Annotated in this window: 14 protein-coding genes and 1 rRNA gene; 12 read left to right on the top strand and 3 right to left on the bottom strand. The window is 73.1% G+C overall.

The window, feature by feature from the left end:
* The 3 genes from rrf to ACH4VX_RS21790 form a co-directional block, all read left to right on the top strand.
* Nucleotides 1-95, top strand: a 5S ribosomal RNA gene (gene rrf / locus ACH4VX_RS21800); the annotation flags it as partial.
* A gap of 164 nt (nt 96-259) precedes the next feature.
* Nucleotides 260-1,402, top strand: coding sequence for a hypothetical protein (locus ACH4VX_RS21795; protein WP_398369268.1), 1,143 nt, complete (start codon nt 260-262; stop codon nt 1,400-1,402).
* Entirely contained in the window at nt 1,294-2,022 is a 729-nt protein-coding gene (locus ACH4VX_RS21790) for a hypothetical protein (RefSeq protein ID WP_398369267.1), read from the top strand. Before ACH4VX_RS21795 ends, ACH4VX_RS21790 begins: the two co-directional genes overlap by 109 nt.
* 58 nt (nt 2,023-2,080) lie before the next feature.
* Here ACH4VX_RS21790 and ACH4VX_RS21785 read toward each other — a convergent pair whose 3' ends face one another.
* Nucleotides 2,081-3,379: a DUF1015 domain-containing protein gene (locus tag ACH4VX_RS21785; RefSeq protein WP_398369250.1), complete on the bottom strand. Its 1,299-nt coding sequence runs from the start codon at nt 3,377-3,379 to the stop codon at nt 2,081-2,083.
* Between the two features lie 72 nt (nt 3,380-3,451).
* Here ACH4VX_RS21785 and ACH4VX_RS21780 point away from each other — a divergent pair, with 72 nt between their 5' ends.
* From ACH4VX_RS21780 to ACH4VX_RS21765, 4 genes are all read left to right on the top strand, one after another.
* Nucleotides 3,452-4,480 (top strand): HAD hydrolase-like protein, encoded by a 1,029-nt coding sequence (locus ACH4VX_RS21780; protein WP_398369248.1) that lies wholly within the window; start codon nt 3,452-3,454, stop codon nt 4,478-4,480.
* 156 nt (nt 4,481-4,636) lie between these two features.
* Entirely contained in the window at nt 4,637-5,680 is a 1,044-nt protein-coding gene (locus ACH4VX_RS21775; protein ID WP_398369246.1) for a FecCD family ABC transporter permease, read from the top strand.
* On the top strand, nt 5,677-6,714 hold the full coding sequence (locus tag ACH4VX_RS21770; protein WP_398369244.1) for a FecCD family ABC transporter permease: 1,038 nt from the start codon (nt 5,677-5,679) through the stop codon (nt 6,712-6,714). Before ACH4VX_RS21775 ends, ACH4VX_RS21770 begins: the two co-directional genes overlap by 4 nt.
* A gap of 46 nt (nt 6,715-6,760) precedes the next feature.
* Nucleotides 6,761-7,591, top strand: a complete 831-nt coding sequence (locus ACH4VX_RS21765; protein ID WP_398369242.1) for an ABC transporter ATP-binding protein — start codon at nt 6,761-6,763, stop codon at nt 7,589-7,591.
* Here the strand turns inward: ACH4VX_RS21765 and ACH4VX_RS21760 are convergent.
* On the bottom strand, nt 7,575-7,922 hold the full coding sequence (locus ACH4VX_RS21760; protein WP_398369240.1) for a sterol-binding protein: 348 nt from the start codon (nt 7,920-7,922) through the stop codon (nt 7,575-7,577). The genes ACH4VX_RS21765 and ACH4VX_RS21760 overlap by 17 nt on opposite strands.
* 42 nt (nt 7,923-7,964) lie before the next feature.
* On the opposite strand from ACH4VX_RS21760, the gene ACH4VX_RS21755 reads away from it, so the two are divergent.
* The 5 genes from ACH4VX_RS21755 to ACH4VX_RS21735 all read left to right on the top strand — a co-directional run bounded on the left by ACH4VX_RS21755 (nt 7,965) and on the right by ACH4VX_RS21735 (nt 13,246).
* Complete coding sequence (locus ACH4VX_RS21755) at nt 7,965-8,303, top strand: hypothetical protein (RefSeq protein WP_398369239.1); 339 nt, start codon at nt 7,965-7,967, stop codon at nt 8,301-8,303.
* A gap of 7 nt (nt 8,304-8,310) precedes the next feature.
* Nucleotides 8,311-9,126: a TlyA family RNA methyltransferase gene (locus tag ACH4VX_RS21750; RefSeq protein ID WP_398369237.1), complete on the top strand. Its 816-nt coding sequence runs from the start codon at nt 8,311-8,313 to the stop codon at nt 9,124-9,126.
* Nucleotides 9,123-10,028 (top strand): NAD kinase, encoded by a 906-nt coding sequence (locus ACH4VX_RS21745; RefSeq protein WP_398369236.1) that lies wholly within the window; start codon nt 9,123-9,125, stop codon nt 10,026-10,028. Before ACH4VX_RS21750 ends, ACH4VX_RS21745 begins: the two co-directional genes overlap by 4 nt.
* A 190-nt stretch (nt 10,029-10,218) precedes the next feature.
* Nucleotides 10,219-11,937 (top strand): DNA repair protein RecN, encoded by a 1,719-nt coding sequence (gene recN, locus ACH4VX_RS21740; protein WP_398369266.1) that lies wholly within the window; start codon nt 10,219-10,221, stop codon nt 11,935-11,937.
* A 187-nt stretch (nt 11,938-12,124) separates the two neighbouring features.
* Nucleotides 12,125-13,246, top strand: a complete 1,122-nt coding sequence (locus tag ACH4VX_RS21735) for a glycosyltransferase family 4 protein (protein ID WP_398369234.1) — start codon at nt 12,125-12,127, stop codon at nt 13,244-13,246.
* A gap of 15 nt (nt 13,247-13,261) precedes the next feature.
* Here the strand turns inward: ACH4VX_RS21735 and ACH4VX_RS21730 are convergent, their stop codons facing one another.
* A complete protein-coding gene (locus ACH4VX_RS21730; protein ID WP_398369232.1) occupies nt 13,262-14,893 on the bottom strand; it encodes a PucR family transcriptional regulator in 1,632 nt (543 codons plus the stop codon).
* Nucleotides 14,894-14,903 lie beyond the last annotated feature (10 nt).

Genomic DNA, 14,903 nt, shown 5'->3' with positions numbered 1-14,903 from the left:
AAACGCCCGGTTACATTCCGAACCCGGAAGCTAAGCCTTACAGCGCCGATGGTACTGCAGGGGGGACCCTGTGGGAGAGTAGGACGCCGCCGAACAATCTTTGGAAGGACCCCTGGTCCCAGCGTTCAGCTGGGACCAGGGGTCCTTTTTTATTTATGCTTGCAGTACCGAAGACAGGAGTCACCGATGTCCACCAACTCTCCCGACGACCGACCGGAGCGCGACCAGCGGCGACGGGACAGTGGTGACCGTTCCGACCGTGGTGGCCAGCGTGGTGGCCCGCGTCGAGACAATGACCGCGACCGCGGGTTCCGGCGCGACGACCGCGCCAGTGGCCGGCCGGAGCGTGGTGGCTTCCGCGGACGGGACGACAACCGCGGCCGGGACGAACGCCGGGATGACCGTCGTGACGGTGATCGTGAGCGCTCCGGTTTCCGTCGCGACGATGACCGGGGCTACGGTCGGCGCGATGACCGAGGCGACGACCGCGGTGAGCGGGGTGGTTTCCGTCGGGACGACAGCCGTGGTGGTGAGCGGGGCGGTTACCGCGGGCGCGATGACCGTGGTGGTGAGCGCACCGACAGCCGTGGTGGCGAGCGGGGTGGTTTCCGTCGGGACGACAGCCGTGGTGGCGAGCGTGGCGGTTACCGCGGACGCGATGACCGTGGTGGTGAGCGCACCGACAGCCGTGGTGGCGAGCGTGGCGGTTTCCGTCGGGACGACAGCCGTGGTGGCGAGCGTGGCGGTTACCGTCGGGACGACAGTCGTGGTGGCGAGCGTGGCGGTTTCCGTCGGGACGACAGCCGTGGTGGCGAGCGCGGTGGCTTCCGGCGCGAGGACACGCGCAGTGGTGACCGGGGCGGTTTCCGTCGGGACGACAGTCGTGGTGGTGAGCGCACCGACAGCCGCGGCGGTGACCGGGGCGGTTTTCGACGTGACGACAGCCGTGGCGGTGACCGGGGCGGTTACCGCGGGCGCGATGACCGTGGTGGTGAGCGCACCGACAGCCGTGGTGGCGAGCGAGGTGGTTTCCGTCGGGACGACAGCCGTGGCGGTGACCGGGGCGGTTACCGCGGACGCGATGACCGTGGTGGTGAGCGCACCGACAGCCGTGGTGGCGAGCGAGGTGGTTTCCGTCGGGACGACAGCCGTGGCGGTGACCGGGGCGGATTCCATGGCCGTGACGACCGTGGTGGACGGACTGGTGGGTTCCGTGGGCGGGACGACCGGCAGGGTGGCGGGCGGTTCCGTGAGGACCGGGACCGCGACCGCGACCGGGAGCCGATCAAGCGGCTGCCGATCCCCGAGGATGTCACCGGCGAGGAGATCGACAAGGACGTACGGCAGGAACTGCAGAGCCTGCCCAAGACGCTCGCGGAGGACGTCGCCAAGAACCTGGTGATGGTCGCCCGGCTGATCGACGAGGACCCCGAAGGCGCGTACGGCTACTCCAGGGTGGCCCTGCGGCTGGCGTCGCGTGTCGCCGCCGTACGGGAGGCCGCCGGGTTCGCCGCGTACGCGAACCAGAAGTACGCCGAGGCGCTCGCCGAGTTCCGGGCCGCGCGGCGGATGACCGGGACCGTGGAGCTGTGGCCGCTCATGGCCGACTGCGAGCGTGGGCTCGGCCGTCCGGAGAAGGCACTGGACATGGCCGGGGCGGCCGAGGTGCAGAAGCTGGACAAGGCCGGGCAGGTGGAGATGCGGCTCGTCGCGGCCGGCGCCCGGCGTGACATGGGCCAGCTGGACGCGGCGATCGTGACGCTGCAGAGTTCCGAGCTGGCGTCCAACTCGGTCCAGCCGTGGACCGCGCGACTGCGCTACGCCTACGCCGACGCGCTGCACGCCGCCGGCCGGAGCGGCGAGGCACGGGAGTGGTTCGCCAAGGCCCTGGAGGCCGACCGGGACGGCAGCACGGATGCCTCCGACCGACTGGCCGAGATGGACGGCGTGGAGTTCATGGACGCCCTCGACGAGGACGAGGACGAGGTCGACGACACCGCGAACGAGGACGACAAGGACTGACGTCCGGGACGCGGAACGGACATGAAGGGGCGGGTCTCTGCGGAGGCCCGCCCCTTCGTCAGAGATCGAGCGCGCGCAGGACCAGGCCCGACGCCGGTTTCGGGCCGAACGACGTCGACTTGCGCGGCATCGTGACGCCCTGGCGGGCCAGGTCGCGGACGACGTCCTCGTGCACCGGGTGCATCAGCACGGCTGTTCCGCCGTCACGTTCCGCCTTCTCGACCGTGGCCGCCGTGTCGTGGATGTACGCGATGTGGGCGGGGGAGTCGGGGACGCGCCAGACGTGGTCCAGGAGCGTGGCGTGCAGGACCGTCGCGTCGAGGGTGCGCCAGGCCACCGGGCGGTCCACCGGGATCGTGCGGGCCGGCAGCTCCGGGTCCGGGCGGTCGACGAGATGGAAGGCGCCGTCGCCGGCGAGAAGGAAGGCGTTGCCCGCCGAGGCGGCCTCGGCGAGGGCGTTCATCGCCTCGGCGAGCGGTGCGTCCAGGCGGCGCACGCGGAACCGGCCGTCGAGCGCGGCCACGGCGTCCGCGACCGGCAGACCGTGCAGCAGGCGGTGGATGGCGCGGACGCGCAGGGGGTAGCGGGCCGTGTCGACGAGGAGGACCAGGCCGTGGTCCCAGGGGCCGGGGGAGGGGTGCTCCGCGCGGAGGCGCCGGTAGGTCGCCCAGCGGTGGTGGCCGTCGGCGATGAGGGCCTGATGGACGGCGAGTTCCCGCTGGATCGCGGCCAGGTCGGAGGGGTCCGTGACGGACCACAGACGGTGGTGGAAACCGTCCTCCGTGGTTGTCGCCAGCAGGGGCGACTGTCCGGCCGTGCGTTCGATCAGACCGGCCGTGGTGGTCGCCGAGCCGTCGCCCACGTCGCCCCGGTAGGTGAGCAGCAGCGGTTCGAGGTTGGCGGAGGTGGCCCGCATCAGGTCCGCGCGGTCGGCGACGATGTGCGGCATGACGTCCTCGTGCGGCAGGACCAGCCGCTCCTCGGGGTCGGAGACGCGCAGCGCGCCGATGATGCCGCGCTGCACCATGCCCTCGTCGTCGCGCTGCTCGTAGATGTACAGGCAGGGCACCGGGTCGGCGGTCAGGACCCCCTCCGCGCGCCAGCGGCGCAGCGTGTCGGCGGCCTGGGCGTTGCGCGCCTCGGGCGTGCCGGCCTCGGGCAGGATCAGCCGGACGATGTTGTACGGGTCGGCGGACTGGAGATGGTGCAGGCCGTCGGGGCGGACGACGACGTCGTACGGCGGGGATGTCACGGCGGCCAGGCTGCCGACCCGGTCGGGGTCGTAACGAAGGCCTCGGAACGGGGTGAGTTCCAGGCCTCGGGGCGCCTTTGCCGTCGAGTGACCTGCAGTGTTCATCCCGGCATCGTACGGCTGTCGGTGGCATGGGGGATGATCGGGGGAAAGCCGTCGAACGAGGAGCGATGCGGAATGAGCCGGAGCGTCAGGACGAGGCCCGAGGGCAGTGGGCAGGCCCTGAGCGAGGCGTACGACACGGCGCTGCTCGACCTCGACGGCGTGGTGTACGCGGGCGGGAGCGCGATCGTCCACGCGGTCGAGTCGCTGGCCACGGCCCGCGAGGGCGGTATGCGTCTCGCCTACGTGACCAACAACGCCCTGCGCACCCCGGACGTCGTGGCCGCTCATCTGACCGAGCTGGGGATACCGGCGGAGGCCGGCGACGTCATCACCTCCGCGCAGGCGGTCGCGCGACTGGTCGGTGAGCAGGTGCCGCAGGGCGCCCGGGTGCTGGTGATCGGCGGTGAGGGGCTGCGGGTGGCGTTGCGTGAGCGCGGGCTCGTGCCGGTGGAGTCGGCGGACGACGACCCGGTGGCGGTCGTCCAGGGGTACGGCGGACCCGAGCTGCCGTGGGGGAGGTTCGCGGAGGCGTCGTACGCCGTGGCGCGCGGGCTGCCGTGGTTCGCGTCCAACACCGACCTGACGATCCCCAGTGGCCGGGGCATCGCCCCGGGCAACGGCGCGGCGGTGGAGGTCGTACGGATCGCCACGGGCGCCGAGCCGCAGGTCGCGGGCAAGCCGTTGCCGCCGATGCACCGGGAGACGATCCTGCGGACGGGTGCCGAGCGACCGTTGGTGGTGGGGGACCGGCTGGACACGGACATCGAGGGCGCGTTCAACGGCGGGGTCGACTCGCTGCTGGTGCTGACCGGTGTGACGGACGGCGCGCGGCTGCTCGCCGCGCCGCCGCAGCACCGGCCGACGTATGTCGACGCCGATCTGCGCGGGATGCTCACCGGGCAGCCGGAGGTCGTCGGGGCGGGCGAAGGGTTCCGGTGCGGTGGCTGGACGGCGACGGCCGGGGCCGGAGAACTGGAACTGGAGGGTGACGGTGGCGCGCTGGACGGGCTGCGTGCGCTGTGCGCGGCGGCGTGGACGGCGGCCGGGGACGATGTGGGCGAGCTGGACGGCGGGAAGGCGCTGGCACGGCTGGGACTGTGAGGACCCCCCCCGGCTTCCCGGACCCCCGGCTTCCCGGACCCCCGGCTTCCCGGACCCCCGGCTTCCCGGACCCCCGGCTTCCCGGACCTTCCGTGCCGCCCGGACAGCCGGACCTGGGAATCGCGATCGATTGGGAGGGTAGGCTAACCTAACTGCGTGTTGGTCGAAAGTCCCCCCGAACAGCGCGCGGAGACCGCCCCCGCGCCCCCGAACCGCCGGGCGATACGCGTCCTCGGGCTGCTCGTCTCCGTCGTGATCCTGGTGCTCGTCGCGCTGGTGAGCATCGCGATCGGGGCGAAGGAGCTGTCCTTGGAGCAGGTCTGGCACGGCCTGTTCGAGGACTCGGGCACCTACGGCGACGTCGTGGTGGCCGACAGGCTGTCACGAACCGTCCTCGGAGTGCTCGCAGGAGCCGCGCTCGGCCTGGCGGGATCGGTCCTGCAGGCGCTCACCCGCAACCCGCTGGCCGATCCCGGGCTGCTCGGCATCAACGCGGGCGCGTCCGCCGCCGTCGTCACCGCCATCACCTTCTTCGGCGTCACCTCACTGTCCGGATACGTGTGGTTCGCCTTCTTCGGTGCGGCGGCCGTCGGCGCGCTGGTGTGGTTCCTCGGCGGCAGCCGGGGCGCGACGCCGGTGCGGCTGGTGCTCGCCGGTACGGCCATCAGCGCGGCGCTGTACGGCTATCTCCAGGCCATCATGATCCTCGACGACGCGGCGCTCGGCAGGATGCGTTTCTGGACGGTGGGTTCGCTGGCCTCGGGGACCGACTCGACCGTCACCCAGGTGCTGCCGTTCCTGCTCGCCGGCTCCCTGCTGGCGCTGGCGCTCGCCCGGCCGCTCAACGCCGTGGCCATGGGCGACGACACCGCCAAGGCGCTCGGCGCCAACCTCAACCGCACCCGCGCGCTGTCCATGCTCGCCGCGACCGTGCTGTGCGGGGCCGCGACCGCCGCCTGCGGGCCGATCGTCTTCGTCGGCCTGATGGTGCCGCACATCGTGCGCTCCTTCACCGGACCCGACCTGCGCTGGATCCTGCCGTACGCCGCGATCCTGTCACCCGTGCTGCTGCTCGGAGCCGATGTGATCGGCCGGATCGTGGCCCGGCCCGCCGAACTCCAGGTCGGTATCGTCACCGCGATCCTCGGCGGCCCGGTCTTCATCTTTCTCGTACGACGGCGGAGGACGGCCCAGCTGTGAAGACCAACCGCGCGGTGCGGAGTCCCGGTGGCCTCTCGGTCCGGCTGGACGCGCGCGCCCTCACCGTCGTCGTCCTGCTGCTGCTCGCGGCGCTCACCGCGAGCGTGGTGCTGATCGGCACCGGCGACTTCCCGATCCCCGCCGGCGACGTCCTGCGGACCCTCGTCGGCGAGGGCGACCCCGGCCAGGAGTTCATCGTCACCGAGCTGAGGCTGCCCCGGGTCCTGGTCGGGCTGCTCGTCGGCGCCTCCCTCGGGCTCGGCGGCGCCCTGTTCCAGTCCATCTCCCGCAACCCGCTGGGCAGCCCGGACGTGCTCGGCCTCGGACAGGGGGCGACGGCCGGCGCCCTCACGATGATCGTGCTGTTCTCCGGGAGCGCCAACCAGGTCGCCCTCGGCGCGCTCGCCGGCGGACTGGTGACCGGGTTCGCCATCTACGCGCTCGCCTGGAAGCGGGGCGTGCACGGATACCGTCTGGTCCTGGTCGGCATCGGTGTCTCGGCGATCGTCACGGCGGTCAACGGCTATCTGCTCACCAAGTCCGACATCGTCGACGCGACCCGCGCGGTCGTGTGGATGACCGGGTCCCTCGACGGCCGGGACTGGGACCAGGTCTGGCCGCTGCTCGCCCTGTGCGCCGTCCTCGTACCGCTGGTTCTGGCCAACTCCCGCGGCCTGCGGATGATGGAGATGGGCGACGACGTGTCGTACGCCCTCGGCGTGCGCGTGGAGCGCGTACGGCTGCTGCTGATGCTGTCGGCCGTCCTGCTCACCGCGTCCGCGACCGCCGCCGCCGGACCGGTCGGCTTCGTCGCGCTCACCGCGCCCCAGCTCGCCCGGCGGCTGACCCGTTCGCCGGGCCCCAACCTGGCCGCGTCGCTGTGCATGGGCGCCGCCCTCCTGGTCACCGCCGACTGGGTGTCGCAGCGGGCGTTCGGCGCCGAGCAGCTGCCCGTGGGCGTGGTCACCGGCGTACTCGGCGGCGTCTATCTGCTGTGGCTGCTGGTCACCGAGCGCAAGGCAGGCCGGATATGAGCGCCGGCAGCACCGCCGGCAGCGGCCGAACCACCGAAGGAGCACCATGAACCGACTGTCCGCCGAGAACGTCACCCTGGCCTACGACCAGCGGGTCATCGCCGAACAGCTGTCGGTGGAGATACCGGACAACTCCTTCACCGTGATCGTCGGCCCCAACGCGTGCGGCAAGTCGACGCTGCTGCGGGCGCTGTCGCGGATGCTCAAGCCGAGCGAGGGGCGCGTCCTGCTCGACGGGCAGGTCATCCAGTCGATGCCGGCCAAGAAGGTCGCCCGCACCCTCGGCCTGCTGCCCCAGTCCTCCATCGCGCCCGACGGCATCACCGTCGGCGACCTGGTGGGCCGCGGCCGCTACCCGCACCAGGGCCTGCTGCGCCAGTGGTCCGCCGAGGACGAGCGCGTCGTCCAGGAGTCGATGGCCCGCACCGGCATCGCCGAGCTGGCGGAACGTTACGTCGACGAGCTCTCCGGCGGTCAGCGGCAGCGCGTGTGGATCGCCATGGCGCTGGCCCAGCAGACCCCGCTGCTGCTTCTCGACGAGCCGACCACCTTCCTCGACATCCAGCACCAGATCGACGTGCTCGACCTGTGCGCGGACCTGCACGAGGAGCAGGGACGCACCCTCGTCGCCGTGCTGCACGACCTCAACCACGCGGCCCGGTACGCCACCCACCTCATCGCCCTGCGCGAGGGAAAGGTCATCGCCCGGGGCGCCCCGAAGGACATCGTCACCGCCGGGCTGGTCGAGGAGGTCTTCGGACTGCGCTGCCAGGTCATCGACGATCCCGAGACGGGCACCCCGCTGGTGGTGCCGGCGGTCCGCAAGGCGCGGGCGAGGGGCGCGGCCGAGAAGGTGGGCGCTACAAAAGCTTCCTGAGGCGGAACAGGTCCCGCAGGCCCGCCTCCAGGCGCACCCGGCCCGAACCCCAGGCCCTGGCGAAGTGCAGTTCGCCGTCGACCAGGGCCACCAGGTCGTCGCCCGTCATCGCGAGCCGTATCTGCGCCCTCTCGCGCGGCGGGCCGGGAAACGTGTCGCGCACCTCGATCCGGCCGCCGGTGAGCCGGCCGGCGAAGGTCACGTCCAGGTCGGTGATGTGACAGCTGACCGAGCGGTCCATCGCCGTGGCCGCACGGACCTCCCCCTCGGCGCCCCGCATGCTGTCCGAAAGCTTGTCGAGTGCGACACGGCACTCCTCGATCGTGGCCATCGCGGACGACGGTACCGCAGCCGTTCGCGGTAGCGTCGGGGCATGAACGACGCAGTGCCGGGGGTCGCGGACGCGGAGCCGGGAACCGTGCAGCCGCCGCCCGACGACGACCCCGCCGCCCCCGAACCCCTGGACGTGCCGCGCACCCCCACCGGGCATCCCGAGGTCGACGCCCACGTGGAGCGGCTGGCCGACGCCGACCACCTCGCCACGGACGGCCACGTCGAGGTGTACGAGGATGTACACCGGGGGCTGCGCGACGCGCTCACCGCGCTCGACGCCCGCCCGGGACCTCAGGGTCCCGACCGTCACCCGACCACCACCCCTCAACGAGGCCCTTCGGGCCACCGGTCCAACCCGGTACACGGACACAGGAGCTGAACCGAACGTGGCAGGAGTCGCACGCCGCCGTCTCGACGCGGAGCTGGTCCGCCGTAAGCTCGCGCGCTCGCGTGAGCACGCCAGCCAGCTGATCGCCGCCGGGCGGGTCAGCGTCGGCAAGACGGTCGCGGCCAAGCCCGCCACGCAGGTGGAGACCGCCGCCGCGATCGTCGTCGTCGAGGACGCGGGAGACCCGGACTACGTCTCGCGCGGCGGCCACAAGCTGGCCGGCGCCCTGGACGCCTTCGTGCCGCAGGGGCTGGCCGTCGAGGGGCGGCGGGCGCTCGACGCCGGCGCCTCCACCGGTGGCTTCACCGACGTCCTGCTGCGGGCGGGCGCCGCGCACGTGGTCGCCGTGGACGTCGGATACGGACAACTCGCCTGGGCTCTCCGCAACGATGAACGCGTCACCGTCAAGGACCGTACGAACGTACGGGAGTTGACGCTCGAGGTCATTGATGGAGAGCCTGTGGATCTTGTCGTGGGGGATCTGTCCTTCATCCCGCTCGGGCTGGTGCTGCCCGCCCTGAAGCGGTGCGTGAAGCCGGACGCCGACCTGGTGATGATGGTGAAACCGCAGTTCGAGGTGGGCAAGGAGCGGCTGGGCAGCGGCGGAGTCGTCCGCAGCCCGCAACTGCGCGCCGAGGCCGTGCGCGGGGTGGCCGCCAGGGCCTGGGAGCTGGGGCTCGGAGCGAAGGGCGTGACGGCGAGTCCGCTGCCCGGACCCTCCGGGAATGTCGAATACTTTCTGTGGCTGCGGGCCGGGGCTCCGGAACTGGACCCGGCCGATGTTGACCGTGCTGTGGCGGAGGGGCCGCGTTGACACAGAACCGAGCTCGTACTGTTTTCCTGCTGGCCCACACCGGGCGGCCCGCGGCCATCCGCAGCGCCGAACTCGTGGTCAAGGGGCTGCTGCGCTCCGGTCTCGGGGTGCGGGTCCTGGAGGACGAGGCCCGCGACCTGCCGCTCCCGGACGACGTGGAGACCGTCAAGGAGGCCACCCCGCAGTGCCTGGACGACTGTGAGCTGCTGATCGTGCTGGGCGGTGACGGCACGCTGCTGCGCGGCGCTGAGTTCGCCCGCGCCTCCGGGGTGCCCATGCTGGGCGTCAACCTCGGACGGGTCGGATTCCTCGCCGAGGCCGAGCGGGACGACCTGGACAAGGTCGTCGACCGGGTGGTGAGCAGGGCGTACGAGGTCGAGGAGCGGATGACCGTCGACGTCGTCGTGCACCGCAACGGCGACATCGTGCACACGGACTGGGCGCTGAATGAGGCGGCCGTGCAGAAGGTGTCCGCCGAGCGGATGCTGGAGGTCGTCCTGGAGATCGACGGGCGGCCGGTCACCGGGTTCGGCTGCGACGGGATCGTGTGCGCCACGCCGACGGGTTCGACGGCGTACGCGTTCTCCGCGGGCGGGCCCGTGGTGTGGCCGGAGGTCGAGGCGCTGCTGATGGTGCCGATCTCGGCGCACGCGCTGTTCGCCAAGCCGCTGGTGACCTCGCCGGACTCGGTGCTGGCGGTGGAAATACTGCCGCATGTCCCTCCGGGGGTGTTGTGGTGTGACGGGCGGCGGACGGTGGAGTTGCCGGCCGGGGCGCGGGTGGAGGTGCGGCGCGGAGCCGTGCCGGTGCGGTTGGCCCGTTTGCACCACGCCTCGTTCACCGACCGGCTGGTCGCGAAATTCGCGTTGCCCGTGTCCGGGTGGCGCGGTGCGCCGCATTAGCCGTCCCGGTGGGACGGTTTCGCAGCGTCGGCGGGTGCGGGTGGTCTGTGGTTGCCCGCGCCCACGCGGCGGAGCCGCACATCGGCGGGGCCCCGCGCCCCTCAGGGAGGTCCACTCCCGTGGGTGACAAGGGCGGGCCGGTCGCACTCTTCGGCTCGGACCTCGTAAGGTCTAGTTCGTGTTGGAGGAGATGCGGATACGGTCGCTCGGGGTCATCGACGACGCTGTTGTCGAGTTGTCGCCCGGCTTCACCGCCGTCACCGGTGAGACGGGTGCGGGCAAGACCATGGTGGTCACCAGCCTGGGCCTGCTGCTGGGTGGACGGGCGGATGCGGCTCTGGTGCGGATCGGCGCGCGGAACGCGGTGGTCGAGGGACGGATCGCCGTGCCCGAGGGATCCGCGGCCGTCGTACGTGCCGAGGAGGCCGGTGCCGAGCTCGACGACGGGACGCTGCTGGTCAGCCGGACCGTTTCCGCCGAGGGGCGGTCACGGGCGCACCTGGGCGGGCGGAGCGTGCCCGTGGGGCTGCTCGCCGAGCTCGCCGACGACCTGGTGGCCGTGCACGGGCAGACCGACCAGCAGGGGCTGCTGAAGCTGTCCCGGCAGCGGCAGGCGCTGGACCGGTACGCCGGGTACGCGGTCGCCGTGCCGCTCGGCAAGTACGGCGAGGCGTACAAGCGGCTGCGGGCCGTGGCCACGGAGCTGGAACAGATCACCACGCGTGCGCGTGAGCGGGCCCAGGAGGCCGACATGCTGCGCTTCGGGCTCGAGGAGATCGCCGCCGTGGAGCCCCGCGCGGGCGAGGACGTGGAGCTGGCGGAGGAGGCCGAGCGGCTCGGGCACGCCGAGGCGCTGGCGTCCGCCGCGGCGGTCGCGCACGCCGCGCTCGCGGGCAATCCGGAGGACCCCGAGGGCGTGGACGCCGGAACGCTCGTCGTGGGCGCGCAGCGGGCCCTGGAGGCCGTACGGGCGCACGATCCGGCGCTGGCCGCGCTCTCCGACCGGATCGGGGAGGTCGGCATCCTGCTGCGCGACGTGGCCGGGGAGCTGGCGGGGTACGCCGACGACCTGGACGCCGATCCGCTGCGGCTGGCGGCGGTGGAGGAGCGGCGGGCCGCGCTCACCGGACTGACCCGGAAGTACGGCGAGGACATCGCGGCGGTGCTGGAGTGGGCCGAGCAGGGTGCCGCGCGGCTGACGGAACTGGACGGCGACGACGAGCGGATCGGGGAGCTCACCGCCGAGCGTGACGCGCTCCGCGCGGAACTGGGCGTCCTGGCGCAGGAGCTGACGGACGCGCGGACGGAGGCGGCGGAGCGGTTCGCGTCGGCGGTCACCGCCGAGCTGGCCTCGCTGGCCATGCCGCACGCGCGCGTGTCCTTCGACATCCGGCAGACCGAGGACCCGGAGGGCGTCGAGGTGGACGGGCGCACGGTGGCCTACGGGCCGTCGGGCGTGGACGAGGTGGAGCTGCTGCTCGCCCCGCACCCCGGGGCGCCGCCCCGGCCCATCGCCAAGGGCGCCTCGGGCGGTGAGCTGTCGCGCGTGATGCTGGCCGTGGAGGTGGTGTTCGCGGGCACGGACCCCGTGCCGACGTACCTCTTCGACGAGGTCGACGCCGGTGTCGGCGGCAAGGCCGCGGTCGAGATCGGCCGGCGGCTCGCGAAGCTGGCGAAGACGGCACAGGTCGTGGTCGTCACGCACCTGCCCCAGGTGGCCGCGTTCGCCGACCGGCAACTGCTGGTGGAGAAGACCGACGACGGCTCCGTCACCCGCTCCGGCGTGAAGGTGCTCGAAGGTGAGGACCGCATCCGGGAGCTCTCCCGCATGCTCGCCGGCCAGGAGGACTCCGAAACGGCCCGCGCCCACGCGGAGGAGCTGCTGGCGACGGCACGGGCGGACGCGTAGTCGGCGGAGGGAGAGGTTCCGTCACTCGTGTGGGTGACATGCCGTCCTGGGCGGCTCGTGCTCGGGACATCGGCGTTGTCGGAACAGCCGTACGGCCTGGCATCCTTGACGGAGTACGGCGAGGAATCCGTCCGATCCTTCTGTACGTTCTTCGGGACCGCACGAACCGAACCAGGAGCCCGGCCACGTGATCCCCGTGAGCAGCCACTCACCGCTGCGCACCGTGCAGGTGCTGGGCGGTGGCAACGCCGCCAGCAGCGCCCATGTGCGCTCGCTGGCCGCGGGGCTCGTCGCGAGGGGCGTGCGGGTCACGGTGTGCGCCCCCGTCGAGGCGGATCACACCTATGACTTCACCGGCGTCGGCGCCGGCCACGTGCACGTGCCGCGCAGCAGCGACCCGGGGTCGGTGGCCGCGTTGCGGGCCGCCTGCACGGGTGCCGACCTGGTCCACGCGCACGGGCTGCACGCCTCCTTCCGCACCGTGCTGGCTTTGAGCGGACGGCACACCCCGCTCGTCGTCACCTGGCACGACCGGGCGCACGCCGACGGGCCGCGCGCCCACTTCCTGCGCGTGCTGGAGCGGCGGGTCGTCAAGGCGGCCACCGTGGTGCTCGGGACCACCTCCGCCCTCGTCGACCGGGCGCGCCGCACGGGCGCGCGGGATGCCCGGCTGGCCGCCGTGTCCCTCCCCGGACCCCGCACCCCACCGGTGCCGGACGACCCCGACCGGCTGCGACCCAAGATCCGGGCCGAACTCGGCGCCGTCGGCCGCCCGCTGCTCGTCGCCGTCGGCTCCCTCGAACGGCACCGGGGCTACGACGTCCTGCTGGACGCCACGCACGCGTGGCGGCGCCTGGACCCCGTCCCGCTGGTGGTGCTTGCCGGGGAAGGGCCGCTGCGCGGCGAACTCCAGCGCAGGATCGAGGACGAGGAGCTGCCGGTCCGGCTCATCGGCCGGCGCGACGACATCACCGATCTGCTGGCCGCCGCCGATGTCGCGCTGCTGCCGAGCCGGTGGGAGGCGCGTTCCCCGCTCGCCCAGGAGGCCCTCCAGGCGCGGGTGCCGCTCGTCGCGACCGACGTCGGCGGCATCCCCGAACTCGTCGGCGACGCCGCCGAACTCGTCCCGTACGGCAACGCGCGGGCGTTCGCCGAAGCCGTCGTACGGCTGCTGGACGATCCCGAGCGCCGGGAGCTGCTCAAGGAGCGCGGAGTACGGCAGGCGGCCACCTGGCCGACCGAGGACGAGACGGTCGCCCAAGTGCTCAGCGTGTACGACGAGCTGACCCGGCCCCGGCCCCTGATCTGACACCGGTCGTCGCGGTCAGGACACGTGCCGTCGGGCGCGCAGGGCCAGGCCCAGTGCCAGGACCGTGTGCGGGTCGTCGAGGTCGGTGGCCAGCAACTCACCGATGCGGGCCAGCCTGTTGTAGAGCGTCTGCCGGTTCAGATGGAGTTCGCGGGCCGTCTCCGCCTTGCGGCCGGCGTGCGCCAGATAGGTTTCCAGGGTGGGCAGCAGAGGCGGCTTGGAACGGCGGTCGTGGTCCAGCACCGGACCGATCGCCCGGTCCACGAAGTCCGCCAGGTCCGGGTGGTCGCGCAGCCGCCACAGCAGCAGGTCGATGTCCAGCCGGCGGGCGTCGTACCAGGGGCGGTCCGGCAGCCCCTGCGCCGCCGTGGCCGTCTTCGCCGCGTGCCGCAGACCCGTGGACGCCGCCGCCCAGTCCCCGGCCGGCCCGACCACCACGACGGGCGGCCGGCCCCCGGGCCGCAGCATCCCCGCACGTTCCACGCCCGCCCGCAGCGCCGCCGCCACCCGGTCCGCGACCGCCGGCCGTTCGGCCGCCACGCGCAGTCCCAGCAGCAGCGGCACCCGCCCCTCCACCGGCCGCACCCCCAGCAGGACGGGCACCCCGAGCGAGGCCAGTTCCTCACCCACCGCGCGGGCCAGCACCGCCCAGTCGCCGCCCTGCGGGGACAGCGCGTCGCCGAGCCGCATCACCACCGGCAGCAGCCGGCCGGAACCCGGCTTGAACCCCAGCACGCGCGCCTGCGCGGGCGCGTCCGCCGCGTCGATACGGCCCTCGGCGAGGTCGGTGAGGAAGTCCCCGCGTCCCCGCGCCGCCAGCTCCTCCTCCTGACGCGCCTGCATCAGCACCACGGCGAGCAGCCCCGCCGCCCGCTCGGCCGCCGTACGGTGCACCGGCTCCGGCGCGCTGCGCACCGGAAGCAGCACCAGACGCGCCCGCACGCCACCGCTGCCGGGGCCGCCGCCGGGCACGTCCACGAGCGCCGAACCGGCCGGCGGGTCGTCCTGGTGCCGGTCGCGCAGCCCCTCCCACACCTGGAGCGGGTCCGCGCCCTCGGGTCCCTCACCGGCCGCGTACAGCAGCCGGCCGTCGGTCGTCTCCAGGAACACCGGGTTGCCGGTGAACCCGGCGAGGATTTCCAGCACCCGGGGGACCCCGCCGCCGCCCAGCAGCGCCTCGGTGCACCGGCGGTGCACCTCCTCCGCGCGCTGCAGCAGCGCGTAGTGTCCGTTGACGATCTCGGTGTGGATCTCCTCGGTGACCGCCACGAACGGCACCTCGCGGTGCAGCTGGACCAGCGGCAGCCCTGCCGTACGGGCCGAGTCGACGAGGGCGGCGGGCAGCCGGGCGAAGCGCGGGCCCAGCTCGACGACGAGGGCCGCGATGCCCCGCTCGGCCAGCGTGCGCACGAACGCCCGCTGGTCGGCCGGGCGGGTGCCGAGTCCGTACCCGGTGGTCAGCAGCAGCTCGCCGCCCTTGAGCAGCGAGGCGATGTTGGGCACCTCGCCCGCGTGCACCCAGCGCACCGTGCGCTCCAGCCGGTCGGCGCCCGCCACGACCTCCGGCAGCCCACTGCGCAGTCCGGGCAGCTCCAGCGCCCGCCGCACGGTGGTCCCGGCGCCCCGGGTGTCGTATCCGCTGTCCATACGGGGACGC

The organism is Streptomyces sp. NPDC020731 (genome assembly GCF_044334705.1).
Classification (GTDB): domain Bacteria; phylum Actinomycetota; class Actinomycetes; order Streptomycetales; family Streptomycetaceae; genus Streptomyces.
This window is presented reverse-complemented; position numbering and strand designations above follow the sequence as displayed.